Origin of the sequence: Meiothermus rufus DSM 22234 (genome assembly GCF_000423425.1) — a bacterium.
In the GTDB taxonomy this organism is placed as follows: domain Bacteria; phylum Deinococcota; class Deinococci; order Deinococcales; family Thermaceae; genus Meiothermus; species Meiothermus rufus.
In genome coordinates, this window is the sequence record NZ_AUHY01000012.1 from 30,165 (window position 1) to 45,708 (window position 15,544).

Below are 15,544 nucleotides of genomic sequence, written 5' to 3' on the forward strand. Positions count from 1 at the left end.
GCGTGCTCGAGCTCTTCACCGACTACACCCTGCGCAACGTGGCCTTGGGCTCGGCCTTGCTGGGCGTGGTGGGCGGGGCCCTGGGCACCTTTGCCATGCTGCGCCGCCAGAGCCTGCTGGGCGACGTGCTGGCCCATGCAGCGCTGCCGGGCATCTGCTTGGCCTTTTTGCTCACCGGGGCCAAAGCGCCGCTGGTGTTGCTGGTAGGCGGGGGGCTGGCAGGCTGGCTGGCCGCTTGGCTGGCGCTGGCGGTACTGCGCCACACCCGGCTGCCGGAGGACTCCGCTTTAGGGGTTATGCTGAGCAGCTTTTTTGGCTTTGGCATCGCCCTGCTGACCTTTATCCAGCAACGGGACAACGCCAACCAGGCCGGGTTAGATCAATACATCTTCGGCCAGGCCGCGACCATCGTGGCAGCAGACGTGGCCAATTTTGCCCTGCTGGCCGGGATGGCCCTGGCTTTGCTGGGGCTTTTCTACAAGGAGTTCAAGCTGACTACCTTCGACCCCGGGTATGCCCAGAGCCTGGGCCTGCCGGTGCGCGGCCTGGGCACTCTCCTGACCTCGCTGGTGGTGCTGGCAGTGATGGTGGGGCTGCAAACCGTGGGGGTGGTGCTGATGGCGGCCATGCTGATTGCCCCTGCCGCGGCCGCCCGTCAGTGGACCGACCGGCTGGGGGTGATGCTGGCCCTCTCGGCCTTGTTTGGCGCGCTGGCCGGGGTGAGCGGGGCCTTAATCTCGGCCAGCCGGGAGAACCTGCCCACCGGCCCTCTGGTGGTACTCGCGGTGAGCGCCATTCTGCTGGTCTCACTGTTTTTTGCCCCCCAGCGGGGCCTGGTATGGGACTGGGCCCGCACCCGGCAAAACCGCAAGCGCGTGCACCTCGAGCGCCTGTTGCTGGATGCTTTGGCCTTGCTCCAGCACGGCCCACTCACCCCCCAGGCCCTGGCCCAGCACCGCCGCGAAAGCCTGGCTGCAGCCACCCGGCACCTCGAGGCCCTCGAGGCCCAGGGCTGGGTGCGGCCCGGCCCCCAGGGCTACCGGCTTACCCCCGCAGGCCAGCAGAAGGCCCTGGAGCTGCAAATGGCCCTGCGCAGCCAACCCAGCGTTTTTCCCTCGCCATGAACCCCGATCTGGTCATCGTCACAACCGCCATTCTGGTCTCTAGCGCCTCGGCCCTGGTAGGCACCTTTCTGGTGCTGCGCCGCATGGCCCTGCTCTGTGATGCCATATCCCACGCGGTGCTGCCGGGCATCGTGCTGGCCTACTGGCTTTCGGGCGGGGCACGGGCCACCCTGCCGGCCTTGTTGGGGGCCGCAGCAGCAGGCTTGGTCACGGTCAGCCTGGTGGAGTGGCTCACCCGCACGGGCCGGGTTAAAAACGACGCCGCCATTGGCATCGTGTTCCCGGCGCTTTTCAGCCTGGGGGTGCTGGCCGTCTCGCTCTACTTCCGTCAGGTGCACCTGGACCTCGACGCCGTGCTCTACGGCGAGATAGCCTACGCCCCCCTCAACACCCTGTGGCTCTGGGGCCTAGAGTTGCCCGAGTCGTGGCTGGTGATGGGCTTGCTGACCCTGCTGAACCTGCTTTTCGTGCTGCTTTTTTACAAAGAACTCAAGCTCTCGACCTTCGATGCCGGCCTGGCCGCCTCTTTGGGCTTTGCCCCCGGCGTGCTGCACTACGCCCTGATGGCCCTGGTCTCCTTCACCGCGGTGGGGGCTTTCCAGTCGGTGGGGGCCATTCTGATCGTGGCCTTCCTGATCATTCCCCCGGCCACCGCCTACCTGCTCACCCGGCGCCTGCCCACCATGCTGCTGCTGGCCGTGGGGGTGGGGGTGGTGGCCAGCCTGGGGGGGTACGCGCTGGCCATCTGGCTGGATGCCTCCATCGCCGGCATGATGGCCACGGTGGCCGGGGTCTGCTTTGCTCTGGCCTTTCTTTTCTCGCCCCTGGAGGGCTTCCTGACCACCCGCCTGCGCCGGCGGCGGCAGCGCCTCGAGGTGGCCGCCCGGCTGCTGGTGGCCCACCTGGCCCACCACCCCCAGCCGGTTTCGGAGCAGGAGATTATGGCAGAGTTTGGCTGGCACCCCCGCTTCCTGCGGCAGGCCAGGGAAAAAGCCCTGCAAGCGGGGTGGCTCGAGGCCCGGCGCGAGGGCCTCTGGCCGACCTCGAGGGGGCGGGCTCTGGGCCAGGGGCCGTCGGTGCCCTAGCGGCGCACATCCACGCTGGTCCGGTTGCCTGCGGCGTCCACCGCAATCAGGGTCACCTGGCGCACCGGCAGCTCAACGTAAAAACTAACCTCCTTGCCCTTGGGCAGCGACAAGGGGGTGAAGGTGCGGTTGTACTGCAGGGTAACCCGATCCACCCCGGTATCGTCTAGCACCCGTCCGGAGATTTGCAGGGTGGACTCGGTGCGGGCCGGGATTTCTTCCTCACTGCCGTCGGGCAGGGTGCGTTTGCGGGCCGGTTGCACCACCGTCACCACCCGCTCAGCCCGCTCGATGACAATCTGCGGCGGGCGGGCATCCAGCACCATTGGCAGGCGCACGGTGCGGGTCTGGCCGCTGGTATCGGTGGCTTCTACCCTGATCTCCACCTGCCCCGACTGCGGAGCCTGGACGCGAAAGCTAAAGCGCACCAGCCGCTGCCCTCGCTCGGGCTCGGGAAGCAGCTCCTTGCCCTCCACCTTCACACTTTGGATCCCTACATCATCGAGGGCATACCCCTGCACCTGCAACGAACGCTGGGAGAGCACCCCGCTTTTGGGCTGGGTAATGCCAATCAGGGGCGGCTGGGTATCCCCAGGCCGCGTGCAGCCCACCAGCAGAAGTAATAAAAGAAGGGGTGCAAAGCGCACCCCTTCATCCTAGCAGGATTTAGGGCCTGAAAATTAAGCCAGCTCGAGCGTTGAAGTCGATACCCCCAATGACCCCGGAAAGCGAGCCCAGAGCAATACCAAAGCCCACCTGAAGCTCACCATATAGGCTAAAGGGCTGACCGGGGAAAGCATATTCGATACCCGCAAGGCCGTGAGGGAAGAGATAGATGCCACTGTTACCCAAGACCGTCCAAAAACCTGCCGAGGCCCCCGCCCCGGCATACCAGCTCAGGTCAAAGCCCGGCGCAGCGGGAATAGCCTGCTCGAGAAACATGTAGTCTACCCCTCCGCCCAGCCCGGCAAAGGCCAGACCGGCACCCAGGCGGAAGTTGCTGACCTGGTACTGCACACCGATCCAGGTGGGGAAGCCCGAGTAGATGCCAAAACCATCCGACTGGGCTTTGCCAAGAGAGCCAAACAGCAACGCAAACAACACGATCAAGGGGGCGATACGTTTCATTTTTTTCTCACCTCCAAGCCCAGTCTAACATGCCCGCACGATTTTTGCCTTATTTATGTGGTGTAAAGTGCGTTGATCCGCACGTACTCCTCGGTAAGATCGCAGCCCCAGGCCATGCCCTGGCCCTGGCCCAGCCCTAAGTCGGCCTCGACCAGCACCTCCTCGGCCCGCATGGCCTGGCTGGCCTGGGCCCGGTCGAAGTCCAGCGCCCGGCCCGCGTAGAGGGGAATCCCCTGAAGAACAATGCGCACCCGGTCGACCTCGAGGGCCACCCCCGCCTTGCCCAAGGCCATCATAATGCGCCCCCAGTTGGGGTCGTTACCGTACAGGGCGCTTTTCCACAAAGGGCTGGCCGCCACCGAGAGGGCGGCTTTGCGGGCCTCGGCATCGTTTAAAGCACCGGTAACCTTCACCGTGAGAAGCTTGGTAGCCCCCTCGCCATCGCGGGCCAACTTGCGGGCCAAAGCCACGCAAACCTGCTCTACCGCCTGCCAGAACTCAGCCAGGTCTACTGGCCCCGCTGCCCCATTGGCCAGGATGACAGCCATGTCGTTGGTAGAGGTGTCGGTGTCCACCGTAACCTGGTTGAAGCTACGCTCCACCACTCCTCCCCAGCCCCGCCGCAGCTCCTCCTGCGCAACCGCTGCATCGGTAACCACATAGGCCAGCATGGTGGCCATGTTGGGCTGAATCATCCCGCTACCCTTGCACACCCCCACCACCCTTGCCCCGCTGGAGAGGGTGGCCTCGGCCATCTTGGGTACTAGGTCGGTGGTCATGATGGCTTCCATGAAGGGGTCGGCCTCTGGGCCCAGATGAATCTGGGGCAGGGCTGCTGCGATTTTTTCCACCGGCAAGGCCTGGCCGATCACCCCGGTCGAACCGGTGAGAACCACATCAGGCCCCAGGTTTAGCCGGGCCGCCGCTAAAGTGGCCATCCTGCGGTCGGCCTCGAGGCCTTCTGGGCCAGTGGCGCAGTTGGCGTTGCCTGCGTTGACCACCACCGCCTGCAGGGGCCCTCCGCCCGCCAGTAGGGCGCGGCCTCGCGCCACACAGGGCGCGGCAGCCCGGTTGAGGGTACCTACAAAAGCCCAGTTGCACGGGGTTCCTGAGACCAGAAGGGCCAGGTCGGGTTTGCCCGAAGGCTTGATACCCGCCCGGGTTGCACCTGCACGAAAACCAATGGGCAGTCGCATAGGAAAAGCATAGGGCCCAGGCCGGCAGAGGAAAAGCCAGCCCGAACCCAAGCCCACTCAAGGGGTGGGTTCTATCAGGCCATAATTGCCGTCGCGGCGGCGGTAAATCACGTTGATCTGGTCGGTTTGCGCGTTGCGGAAGACAAAGAAGTCGTGCCCTAAGGCCTCCATTTCAAAGGCCGCGTCCTCGGGGGTCATGGGCTTCATGGCAAAGCGCTTGGTGCGCACGATCTGGGGGGTGCTTTCCTCCTCCAGCCCCTCTGGCTCAGCCCCTACCGCTGGTTCTGGGAGAGCCTGGCGGTTGCGCCGGAAGTGGCGCTCTTTATAGCGCTTGAGTTGGTACTCGAGGCGGTCGATGGAGCGGTCAATGGCCGCATACATATCGGCGTCGGCCTCCTCCACCCGTACCATACCCCCTGGCACGTTAACCTGAATCTCGGCCTTGGCCCTGCGCTCGATCCGCGGCCCCTGGGCCATCGAGAGAACCACCCGGGCTTCCGCGTTGCCCTCAAAGTGGCGATCCAAACGGGCCATCTTTTTATTCAGGTAGTTCTTGAGGGCCTCGGTGATCTCGATTTGACGACCAACCAGCTTATAGACGTTCATACTTGCCCTCCGAATTGGCCCGGGTCGGCAGACCAGGCGGGTCTGGGAGTAAAGGCTATGTATAGCCCCAGCCGACCCAGGAGCTTTGCTGGCTTTCAAAGAACCCCACCGCCTGGTAGCTCAATCCTACCACCTCCGCCCAAGGGATAGATGTCCGCCCTAGGCCTAGTCCAGGCTGTAGCGGCCCTCCCGCTCGTCGCGGACGAGCTGCCCTGCCTTGAGCAGCACCACCCGCTGCGGGTAGGCTTCCACCAAGTCGCGGGCGTGGGTAGCCATGAGCACGGTGGTCCCCCGGGCATGGGCGGCTTTGAAAATTTCCAGCACCGACAAGGCATTCGCTGGGTCAAGGTTGCCCGTGGGCTCATCGGCCAGAAGCACCGGAGGCTCGCCCACCAAGGCCCGAGCAATAGCCACCCGCTGGGCCTCGCCCACCGAGAGTTCCTCGGGGTAGACCCGCTTCTTGTGCGCCAAGCCCACCTGCCGCAGCACCCGGGTGATGCGGGCCTCCCACTCACCCTGAGCCACTCCCCAGACCCGCAACACAAAGCGCAGATTTTCCTCTACGGTCATCTCTTTGAGCAGCCGATGATCCTGGAAGACCACCCCAATCCGGCGGCGGTGCCAAGCAATGCGATCCCCTCGCAGAGCCCTGAGGTTTTCCCCAGCAAAATAAACCGCCCCTGAGGTGGGCTCGAGGCGTTTCAGAATCAGGTTGAGCAGGCTCGATTTGCCCGCACCAGACTGGCCCACCAGAAAAACAAACTCCCCTTTCCTAATCTCCAAGCTCAGGTCGAAGAGGGCCTTGGTCCGGGTACGGGGGTACTCCAGGGTTACCCGGTGGAAGTGAATCATCGCCCTTCATACTACAAGGGCTTTGTCCCCCAACGAACACTCCCTTCTCATTCATTCCGGCTACACTACAAGTTAGGTGAACGAAACCATGAAGCGCAGAGCTTGGCTAATCGTGGTGGGCGGCCTTCTGGCTGCCCTGGTCTACGCCCAACTGGCTGGGGGCGGTGCCGAGGCCTTCGGCCGCAATCCCTACGGACAGGCCCTAATGCAGACCTACCAGCTACTGCAAAACCAGTACCTCAACCGCCTCGAGCCAAACCAGCTCAACCGGGTATTGGAAGGGGGCATCCGGGGCATGCTGGGCGCGCTGGACGACGAGTTTACTAGCTACGCCCCGCCCCAGCGGGCCAACCTGCGCAACCAGGATATTCAAGGGGAGTTCTTCGGCATTGGGGCCACCCTTTCCCCCAACGAAAACGGGGGGGGTGCCCGGGTACAGGGGGTGATCCGGGGGCTGCCGGCCTTCAACGCCGGTATTCGTGTGGGGGACGTCATCGTCGAAGTGGACAACGAAGACGTCACCAAGCTGGACATCAACGAGATTGTGGCCAAAATCCGTGGCCCGCGCGACACCAAGGTGGTCATCGGCATCCGCCGCGAGGGCACCAACGCCATTCTGCGCTTTGAGATGATCCGTCAACGGGTGGAGATCATCTCGGTCTCCAAAACCATCCTGCCCGGCAACGTGGGCTATGTGGCCCTCGAGACCTTTGGCAATGTACGGGTCATCGAGCAGCTGAACGCTGCTTTGAACGAGATGAAGCAGCGAGGGGTGCAAAAGCTCATCTTCGACCTACGCGACAACGGTGGCGGCCTGCTAGACCAAGGCTGCCAGGTGGCCCGGGCCTTTATCCGCGAGGGGCCCATCGTCTATGTGCGCACCCGGAACGAGACCCGGCTCTACTGCGAGGCCACCGGCCAGGTGGTCTGGAGCGGGCCTATGGTGGTTCTGATCAACGGCAACTCCGCCTCGGCCTCGGAGATTGTGGCCGGGGCCATGCAGGACACCGGGCGGGCCAAGGTCATCGGCGAGACCTCCTTCGGTAAGGGGGTAGGCCAGAACGTGGTTAGCCTGGCCAATGGGGGCGACCTGACCCTGGTCACCTTCGAGTGGCTGACCCCCAAGCGGCGCAGTGTGCACAAGCAGGGTATCAAGCCCGACCTCGAGGTCAAAGACACCCGCTTCGAGGTGCCGGTCTCCTTTGAGGGGGCCGGGGCTAAGCCGGGTGAGACCGTAACCCTAAGCATTGGCGGTCAGACCTTCACCACCAAAGCCGACGCCCAGGGTAAGTTCAGCTTTAGCCAGCCCCGCCCTGCGGTCAACCTGCCCGCCGAACGCGGCCAGGCTGAGGTGGATCTGAACAAAGACGCCATTCTGCGCCGGGCGCTGGAAGAGCTTCGCTAGACAGGATGATCCGTCTCGAGGACCTCAGCAAGCGCTATGGTGGGTTTGTGGCCTTAGAGGGCCTCAGCCTGGAGATAGCCCCAGGCGAGACCCTGGCCCTTTTGGGCCCTAATGGGGCTGGCAAAAGCACCACCATCAAGGCCCTGGTCGGGCTGCTGCGGCCCAGCCGGGGCCGGGCCTTGGTGGGCGGGATAGACGTGTGGAAGGAACCGGTGCGGGCCAAGGCCCAGTTCGGCTACGTGCCCGACCGGCCCTATCTCTACGGTAAGCTCACCGGCCTCGAGCTTCTGCGCTTTGCCGCGGGGGTCTACCGGCTGCCCCGCGCACAGGCCGAGGCCCGTATCGAAGAACTGTTGGTGCGCTTTCGCCTGGAGCGCTTTGCCTCTTCCCTGATTGAAACCTACTCCCACGGCATGCGGCAAAAACTCTCCCTGGCCCTAAGCCTGCTGCACAGCCCCCCAGCCCTCATCCTGGACGAGCCCATGGTGGGCCTCGATCCGCATGCCTCGAGGCTGGTCAAAGACCTGCTGCGGGACTACTCCAAAAACGGGCGGGCCGTGCTCTACGCCACCCACCAGCTCCACCTAGCCGAGCAGGTGGCCGACCGGGTGGCCCTGGTGCACCAAGGGCGCTTGCTGGCCTTAGGCAAGCCCCAGGAGCTTTTGCGCCAGCACGGCAGCAGCGACCTAGAGGAGTTCTTCCTACGCCTCACAGAAGAAGCCCAGCCTCTGCCCGCTTGAGTTGTATTCCTTCCCGAGGGTTTTCCCGTTAATATACTGGGGTTATGCGCGTTATTGTGATTGGTGCCAGGGCAAGTCTGCTGGCCCAAGCCCAGACCCGCTGGGTGGTGGAGCGCCTAAAGGAAAACTGGCCGGAAACCGAGTTCAAAATACGCACCATACAGGCTAAACATGCCTCTGAACAAAGTGCTGCCGAGGCCCTGCGGGAAGCGCTGAGCCAACGGCAGATCGACATTGCCGTCTACTCTTTGAAATACCTCCCCACCCAGGAGGTACCCGGAATCCATCTGGTCGCTGTTCCCAAGCGGGTCGAGCCCCGCGAGGCCCTAGTAGGCCGTAGCAGCAAGCGCCTAGAAGACCTACCCAAAGGGGCTATGGTCGGGGTGAACAGCCTGCGGCGCAAGGCCCAGCTTCTGGCTTACCGCCCCGACCTGAACCCCTGCCCCCTCGAGGGCGACGTGGATGACCGCCTAAGCGCCATCGGCACTGGTGAGTTCGACGCGGTCATCATGGGTGCGGCCAGCCTACTGCGGCTCGACCTGCGCAACCGCATCGATCAGCTCATCGATCCCGAGGTGATGCTGCCAGCGCCGGGCCAGGGGGCCTTGGGCCTAGAGGTGCGCCGGGGCGACGACTGGGCCGAAGAGCTGGCCTACAGCCTCAATCACCGCCCCTCTTTCGTCCGGGTGACGGCGGAACGGGCCTTCCTGCGGGCCCTGGATGCAGGCGATGAGTGCCCCGCTGCCGCTTTGGCCACCCTCGAGGGCGACGACACCCTGGTGCTGCATGGGCTCATCAGCTCACCCGATGGCCGCGAGCTGATCCGGGCTGAGATAGAAGGGGATGCGGAGGAGGCCGCTGAGCTGGGCCTTGAGCTAGCCCAAGACCTGCTGGCCGAAGGGGGAAGGGAGCTTTTGGGGGCGGTATCGGCCCGGTAGCCTCGAGAGGCTGCCTGGCTCACGATTGTCCTGGCCCTACGCCTTTAGACTTAGGCAGGGGAAGCTCAGCAGCCGCCCCAGGTCTATGGGAATGAAGCGTCTGACCAAGCAGCGTAAGGCTGTCCTCGAGGTGGTTCGCCAGGCCAAGGGCTACCATCCCGACGCGGCCTGGGTTTACGCCGAGGTGCGCAAGCGGGTACCCCGCATCAGTCTGGGCACGGTCTACCGTACCCTGGAGGTTCTGGTTGAAGAAGGCTACTTGCTGCCCCTTTCCCGCCCCGGCGAGGCCCTGCGCTACGAGGCCAACCTGGACGGGCACCTGCACATGCTCTGCCGCCACTGCCACGAGTACTTCGACATCGTGCACCCCTTACCCGACCTGGTGAGCGAGGTCAGGGCCAAGTACCCCGAGCTGAGCATCGAACGGGTCCAGGTGGAGTACCAAGGCCTCTGCCCCCGCTGCCGGGAAAAACACCCAGGCAACCCGCCTTCCCGTAATACCGAGCCGTCGGTTAGTCAAACCCCTCACATCTGAGCAAAAATGCGCACGGGCATCCCCTCACAGGGGATGCCCGTGCAGGGCCGTGGCTACAGCCCGGCCCCCTTTTCGATGTGGGCCGAGACCTCCCCGGTCTCCTCCGCCTCACGGCGCAGGATAGCGGCTTTGATGCGCTTAAGGGTGGTAACCTCTTCCAGAGCCCGCTGGTCGAGGGTATCGGTGATGAACTTGATCTGCTCGTTGATTTCGGGGATGGAAATCTGCTCCAGGGCGTTCACCCGGCGGTTGGTCTTCTTGATCTCCTCGCCGATTTTGCGCAAACGGTTCTCAGTGTTGGCCACCGCCACGATGGCCTCAGCCAGCCGGCGGAAGGCCGCCGCGGCCTCGAGGGTCTTGGCTCCCACCCCGATGGGGCTAAAGGAAAGCGCCCCGCTGCCCTCAGGGGCTACAATACGGGGCACCTTGACCCCATAGAGGCTCTGTACCTCCAGGCTCACCTCGAGGGGGGTTCCAGAGAGCGACTCCACCGCCTCGGGGCTATCGAAGGCTTTGGCAATCAGCAGGCTAAAGTAGGCGTCCTTGGCCGCGTTGTTGAGGGCCTCCCTGGCCTTCAAGGAGTCTTGCACCAGGGCAAAAAACTCCCCGATCAAGGCGTCCCGCTTGTTTTTCAAAAGCTCCACCCCCTGCAGGGCCAGGCGCTTCTGATCGCGCTTGGCCAGCAGGGTGGAACGGGTCGGTGAAACAGGTTCAGCCATTGGCACCTCCAGTAGGGTGCGTGCCGAAGACTAAGGGCCCTGGCCTTCGGCCTGCACCATCCCTACGCCCCCACCAACTCCTCCAACTTGCCCGTCTTCTGGTGGTACTGCTCGATGTACTCGCGCCGAATGCGCTTGAGCTCGGAAGCGGGGAAGTCGGCCAGGAGAGCCCACCCAATGTTCAGGCTCTCCTCGATGGAGCGCTCCTTCTGGCCCTGGTTGATGAACTTCTGCTCGAAGTTGGCGGCAAAGCGCAGGTACTTCTTGTCCATCTCGGTCAAGGCATCCTCACCGGTGATGGCCACCAGCCGGCGCAGGTTCACCCCACGGGCGTAGGCGCTGAAGAGCTGGTCGGCCAGCTCCTTATGGTCGGCGCGGGTCTTGCCCTTGCCGATACCGTTGTTCATCAAGCGGGAAAGCGAGGGCTGAACGTTGATGGGCGGGAAGATACCCTGCTGCGCCAGGTCGCGGGCGATGAAAATTTGCCCTTCGGTGATGTAGCCGGTGAGGTCGGGGATGGGGTGGGTAATATCGTCACCAGGCATCGAGAGGATGGGGATCTGGGTCACCGACCCCTTCTTGCCGTGCACCACCCCAGCCCGCTCGTAAATCGAGGCCAGGTCGGTGTACATGTAACCGGGGTAGCCCCGCCGTCCTGGAATCTCCTCACGGGCACCGCCGATCTCGCGCAGGGCCTCGCAGTAGTTGGTCATGTCGGTCAGGATGACCAGCACGTGGTAGTCGTGCTCAAAGGCCAGATACTCAGCCGCGGTGAGGGCCATGCGAGGGGTCAGCAGGCGTTCCACGGTGGGGTCGTCGGCCTTGTTCAAAAACAGCACCGAGCGGGAAAGGGCCCCGGTGCGTTCGAACTCCTGCATGAAGTAGGAGACCTCGCGCTGGGTAATACCCATGGCCGCAAAGACCACCGCGAAGCCCTCGCCCTCCCCTAGCACCTTGGCCTGGCGGGCAATCTGAGCCGCCAGTTCGTTGTGGGGCAGACCTGAGGCCGAGAAGATGGGCAGCTTCTGGCCCCGCACCAGGGTCATGTTGACGTCAATGGCGCTGATGCCGGTCTGGATGAACTCCTCGGGTTTCTCCCGAGCCACCGGGTTGATGGGCGCCCCGTTGATGGGCAGGCGCTTGTCGGCCACCACCGGAGGCAGGCCGTCGATGGGCCGACCAATGCCGTTGAAGACCCGGCCCACCATCTCCTTGGAAACCCCCAGGCGGGCCACGTCCTCGACCAGCGAAACCGTGGTCCTATCGAGGTTCAGCCCCGAGGTCTCCTCGAAAACCTGCAGCACGGTGTACTGGTCGGAGACCTCAATCACCTGGCCGCCGCGGATACGCCCCGTACCATCGTCGATGTTTACGATGGCCCCATAGGCCAGGTCAGCGGCCCCTTCCAGGAACAACAGCGGCCCCGAGACGTAAGTTACGGCGTTGTACTCCTTCTTTAGCATCTCTACCTCCTTACGCCTTCACCGCCCCCAAAAACGCGGTCTTGATCATCTGGTCGAACTCGGCTTTGTAAGCGGGGAACTCGGCCTCCGGTACGTAGCGGGCCCGCCCAATCTTCTCGATCAGCGGATCGGAGAGGATGTCGGCGATGGTGGCCCCTTTGGAAAGGGCCACCTCGCCCTGCTTGTAGGCCGCAATAATCATCTGCATGATGCCGTAGGCTTTAGCCATCGAGCAGGAGGCGTCTACCGGGTCAAAGCCGTTTTGCTGCAGGAAGTCTTCGCGAGCGATACGGCCAATCTCCAGCACCAGCCGCTCGGCATCTTGCAGGGCATCGGGGCCCACCAGCTGCACCACCTGCTGCAACTCGGCCTCGCGCTGCAGGAAGGTGATGATCTGGGTGCGTACCTCAGGGTAGTCGGGGGCTACGTTCTGGCGGTACCAGGGCTCCAGAATGTTCAAGAAGAGCGAGTAGGAGCGGGCCCAGTTGATGGCCGGGAAGTGGCGAGCCCGGGCCAGTTGGGCATCCAGCGCCCAGAAGCCACCGGTAATGCGCAGGGTAGACTGGGTCACCGGCTCGGAGAAGTCGCCGCCAGCGGGCGAGACCGCCCCAATCACCGAGACCGCCCCCTGTTCACCGGCCAAGGTGATCACCTTGCCCGCCCGCTCGTAGAAGCTGGACAGGCGCGAGGCCAGGTAGGGCGGGTAGCCCTCTTCGGCGGGCATCTCTTCCAAGCGGCTAGCAATCTCGCGCAGGGCCTCAGCCCAACGGCTGGTGGAGTCCGCCATCAGCGAGACCTTGTAGCCCTGGTCGCGGAAGTACTCCGCCAGGGTAATGCCGGTATAGAGGCTGGCCTCACGTGCGGCCACCGGCATGTTGGAGGTGTTGGCTACCAGAATGGTGCGCTCCATCAAGGGCCGGCCCGTCTGGGGGTCTTCCAGCTCGGGGAACTCCACCAATACATCGGTCATCTCGTTGCCACGCTCGCCGCAACCTACGTAGACCACAATGTTGGCATCACCGAACTTGGCAATGGACTGCTGGGTTACGGTCTTACCCGAGCCGAAGGGACCTGGAATGGCAGCAGTACCCCCCGCCGCCAGCGGGAAAAGCACATCTAGGATGCGCATCCCGGTCAGGAAGGGTTCGTTGGGGTCGAGTTTCTTGCGGAAGGGGCGAGGTTTGCGCACCGGCCAGTAGTGGGCCAGGCGCAGCTTGGTACCGTCCTCGAGCTCAGCGATGGTATCGTCGATGGTGTACTGGCCTGGCCCCACAATGCTCTTGATGCGGCCCGACTTGTCGGGGGGAACCAGGATTTTGTGGGTGAAGCTGAACTCAGGCACCGTGCCCAAAATATCCCCGCCCGAAACCTCGTCCCCTACCCCCTTCATAGGGGTGAAGTCCCACTTCTTGCTGCGGTCGAGCGAGGAAACCTCGATCCCCCGGGAGATAAAGATGCCCGAGGCGGCCATAATCTTATCCAAGGGGCGCAGAATACCATCGAAGATACCATTGAGAAGCCCCGGCCCCAGCTCCAGGGCCAAAGGCAGCCCGGTGCTCACCACCGGCTCGCCCACCTTCAACCCGTTGGTGTCCTCATAGACCTGGATAAAACAGGTATTCCCATCCAGGCGGATGATCTCTCCTACCAGCTTTTCATGACCGACGCGCACGATGTCATACATCTTGGCGCCTTCAAGGTTCTCAGCGATGACCGCTGGACCTGCTATCTTTTTGATCGTTCCCACATCTCCTCCTCTGGAGGTTTGGCAGTAAGGGTGGGGGCGGGTGGCCCCCTCCTTCTTACAGTTTTATATCGAAGCCAATGGTCTGGCGTACCAGCTGGCGCATGTAGGCCTTGGGGTCGCCCCCTCCACTAAAGACCTCGAGCAGGTTGGGCAAGGACAGCAACACCGGGGCACTGCGCCCCCGCATCACCCGCTCAGCCGCCTTGTTGGGATCAGGCAACAGACGCTCGTCCACCGCCACCAGGGCATACTGGTTAGACTCTATCATCTCCAAAAGCCTACGCACGGCCTCCTGGGGGGTGGCCACCACGGCCTCGAGGCCGGCCATGCGGTAGCCAGCGGCGGTTTCCCCATCGGTCAGAACACCGATTTTCACGCGACCTCCTTCGCCACCGCGTCCGCAGGCAGATTGAAGTAGGCCCGGCGGGCCAGTAAGCGGATACGGCTGGCTTCCCACAGCTTGCGCTGAATATAGTCCAGCACCAACCCACCCCCCAGGCTATCAGTGGCCCCGCTAGCAGCTTTATCCAGCAGGATACGGCGCAGGGCGCGCTCGAGCTCACCGAGGGTACGCGCGCTGGCCGCAGGAGCCAGAGGGGTACCCCCAAGGGCATCCATGGCCGCCAGGTCCCCTGCCGCTATCCGCCCAAAGACCACCCGGCTTAGGTGCTTGCCCCCAGGCACAAAGTAGCCATCCAGGTTAGCCTCCCCCACCCCCAAAGCCCGCAGCTTGAAGGCCGTGGCCAGGTTGGTGGCGTCTACCTCGAGGGCGAAGTAGGCCGCCACGTGAGGCTGGCGCAGGCGCTTGGCTTTCTCGAAGCAGGCGGCAAAGAACTCGCGGTCGAGGGCCACCTCGAGGGCCAGCAGGTCGGGGCTACCCGCCACTGCCTGGCGCAAGGCTTTGGCCAGGGGATGCCCCGGTAGCTGCAGTAGCTGGGCCAGGCTGGCGGCGTCGGGGGCTTGGAGCATGGCGTTCAAGAGCGGCTCCTTGAAGGTTCCGCCCAACAAGCCCGCCTTGATCTCCTCCGGGGTCTTGCCCATGGCCTTGCCGCGCAAAATGGCCTTCAGGTTGACCAGGTCGGCCCGCAGCAAGGGCAGGCGCACCAGCTCGCGCAGCTCCCCCGAGACCAGGGTAGGCAGATCGTGCACCGTGCGGGCCAGGTGGTTGGCCACCGCCCGATCCACATCGGCCAGGGTATCGCCCACCAGGTCGGCCCCGTAGACCGTCTCGGAGAGCATGCGCACGAACTCGGCGAAGGACTGGTTTAGGGCCTGCTGGAAAAAAGGCTCTGGAACCATCTGGCTCCGCCTGGAGCGCACCCGGGCGTTCAGGTAGGCAAAGGTATTTCGTGTCAGCACCTAACCCTCCCGTTGTTCCTTCCTTGGGGAAGCGCCGCAGCGCTTCCCCACAGGGTACTTAGCCCCAAAGGGCCCCAGCCGCCTTGGCCGAAAGCGCATCCCAGGCCCGCTCGAGGCGCTCGGAAAGGGCATTCTGCACAAAGGCCCGCCCTCCTTCGGCTACCAGCCGTACCCCATCGCGGATGGCATCATCGGTCTTGAGCTCTAGCCCCCTGTCCCGGGCCCAGTCGCTCAGCAAGGCGGCATGGGCGGGGTTGACCAATACCGACTCGGCCTTACCGATGCCCTGGAGAGCCTCCTCGGCCAGCTTTTGCAGGATAGGGCCAAACTCGGGCTGGGTGGCTAGGGCCTGCAAGCGCCGCAAGGCCTCGGCCCGCACCTGCTCCATAACCCGCCCCTTGGCGGCAATCCGGGTCTGGCTCAGCAGCAGCTCGGCTGCGCTTTGTGCACGCCGCAGGGCTGCCGTGCGCTCGGCCTCGAGCTGCCGCTCCTTGCTGGCCTTGAGGGCCTCGGCTTTGGCCCGAGCCTCTTCCACAATGGCCCTAGCCTTGCTCTCGGCCTCGGCAGCTACGGCAGCAATTTCGGCAGCCACCTCGTTTTGCAGAATATCTTCCAGTTTCGACATGGGGCTCCTCTATGAGCCAGAA

The 15,544-nt window shown here is 63.9% G+C and carries 17 protein-coding genes; 6 read left to right on the top strand and 11 right to left on the bottom strand.

Translation table 11 applies throughout. The features are described 5' to 3' along the window. The first annotated feature begins 2 nt into the window (after positions 1-2). Positions 3-1,124 (top strand): iron chelate uptake ABC transporter family permease subunit, encoded by a 1,122-nt coding sequence (locus tag G552_RS0103520; protein WP_027881763.1) that lies wholly within the window; start codon positions 3-5, stop codon positions 1,122-1,124. Then, positions 1,121-2,209, top strand: a complete 1,089-nt coding sequence (locus tag G552_RS0103525) for a metal ABC transporter permease (protein WP_027881764.1) — start codon at positions 1,121-1,123, stop codon at positions 2,207-2,209. The genes G552_RS0103520 and G552_RS0103525 overlap by 4 nt, the downstream gene beginning before the upstream one ends. Here the strand turns inward: G552_RS0103525 and G552_RS0103530 are convergent. The 5 genes from G552_RS0103530 to ftsE all read right to left on the bottom strand — a co-directional run bounded on the left by G552_RS0103530 (position 2,206) and on the right by ftsE (position 5,991). Next, positions 2,206-2,856, bottom strand: coding sequence for a hypothetical protein (locus tag G552_RS0103530; RefSeq protein ID WP_027881765.1), 651 nt, complete (start codon positions 2,854-2,856; stop codon positions 2,206-2,208). The two genes, G552_RS0103525 and G552_RS0103530, sit on opposite strands and share 4 nt — an antisense overlap. Before the next feature lie 19 nt (positions 2,857-2,875). Next, complete coding sequence (locus tag G552_RS0103535) at positions 2,876-3,337, bottom strand: hypothetical protein (RefSeq protein WP_027881766.1); 462 nt, start codon at positions 3,335-3,337, stop codon at positions 2,876-2,878. Between the two features lie 53 nt (positions 3,338-3,390). After that, positions 3,391-4,533 carry a bifunctional glutamate N-acetyltransferase/amino-acid acetyltransferase ArgJ gene (argJ, locus tag G552_RS0103540; RefSeq protein ID WP_027881767.1) on the bottom strand — a complete coding sequence of 381 codons (1,143 nt, stop codon included), beginning with the start codon at positions 4,531-4,533 and terminating at the stop codon, positions 3,391-3,393. 57 nt (positions 4,534-4,590) lie between these two features. Next, entirely contained in the window at positions 4,591-5,139 is a 549-nt protein-coding gene (hpf, locus tag G552_RS0103545; protein WP_027881768.1) for a ribosome hibernation-promoting factor, HPF/YfiA family, read from the bottom strand. A 165-nt stretch (positions 5,140-5,304) separates the two neighbouring features. Continuing rightward, positions 5,305-5,991 carry a cell division ATP-binding protein FtsE gene (gene ftsE / locus G552_RS0103550; RefSeq protein WP_027881769.1) on the bottom strand — a complete coding sequence of 229 codons (687 nt, stop codon included), beginning with the start codon at positions 5,989-5,991 and terminating at the stop codon, positions 5,305-5,307. 88 nt (positions 5,992-6,079) lie between these two features. Between ftsE and G552_RS0103555 the strand changes: the two genes are divergently transcribed. From G552_RS0103555 to perR, 4 genes are all read left to right on the top strand, one after another. After that, on the top strand, positions 6,080-7,396 hold the full coding sequence (locus G552_RS0103555; protein ID WP_027881770.1) for a S41 family peptidase: 1,317 nt from the start codon (positions 6,080-6,082) through the stop codon (positions 7,394-7,396). Between the two features lie 5 nt (positions 7,397-7,401). Further along, the gene (locus tag G552_RS0103560) at positions 7,402-8,136 is read left to right on the top strand and encodes an ABC transporter ATP-binding protein (protein WP_027881771.1); all 735 of its coding nucleotides are present in this window, start codon (positions 7,402-7,404) and stop codon (positions 8,134-8,136) included. Positions 8,137-8,180: 44 nt separating this feature from the next. Continuing rightward, a complete protein-coding gene (gene hemC / locus G552_RS0103565) occupies positions 8,181-9,074 on the top strand; it encodes a hydroxymethylbilane synthase (protein ID WP_027881772.1) in 894 nt (297 codons plus the stop codon). Between the two features lie 85 nt (positions 9,075-9,159). Then, complete coding sequence (gene perR, locus G552_RS14700; protein WP_169447868.1) at positions 9,160-9,609, top strand: manganese-dependent transcriptional regulator PerR; 450 nt, start codon at positions 9,160-9,162, stop codon at positions 9,607-9,609. 53 nt (positions 9,610-9,662) lie between these two features. Here the strand turns inward: perR and G552_RS0103575 are convergent, their stop codons facing one another. From G552_RS0103575 to G552_RS0103600, 6 genes are all read right to left on the bottom strand, one after another. After that, positions 9,663-10,328, bottom strand: coding sequence for a V-type ATP synthase subunit D (locus tag G552_RS0103575; RefSeq protein ID WP_027881773.1), 666 nt, complete (start codon positions 10,326-10,328; stop codon positions 9,663-9,665). A 62-nt stretch (positions 10,329-10,390) separates the two neighbouring features. Further along, entirely contained in the window at positions 10,391-11,791 is a 1,401-nt protein-coding gene (locus G552_RS0103580; protein WP_027881774.1) for a V-type ATP synthase subunit B, read from the bottom strand. Between the two features lie 10 nt (positions 11,792-11,801). Further along, positions 11,802-13,538, bottom strand: a complete 1,737-nt coding sequence (locus G552_RS0103585) for a V-type ATP synthase subunit A (RefSeq protein ID WP_027881775.1) — start codon at positions 13,536-13,538, stop codon at positions 11,802-11,804. Between the two features lie 55 nt (positions 13,539-13,593). Then, the gene (locus G552_RS0103590; protein WP_211224804.1) at positions 13,594-13,908 is read right to left on the bottom strand and encodes a V-type ATP synthase subunit F; all 315 of its coding nucleotides are present in this window, start codon (positions 13,906-13,908) and stop codon (positions 13,594-13,596) included. Positions 13,909-13,910: 2 nt separating this feature from the next. Further along, entirely contained in the window at positions 13,911-14,897 is a 987-nt protein-coding gene (locus G552_RS0103595) for a V-type ATPase subunit (RefSeq protein ID WP_027881777.1), read from the bottom strand. Between the two features lie 58 nt (positions 14,898-14,955). Next, positions 14,956-15,522 carry a V-type ATP synthase subunit E gene (locus tag G552_RS0103600; protein WP_027881778.1) on the bottom strand — a complete coding sequence of 189 codons (567 nt, stop codon included), beginning with the start codon at positions 15,520-15,522 and terminating at the stop codon, positions 14,956-14,958. Between the last annotated feature and the right edge of the window lie 22 nt (positions 15,523-15,544).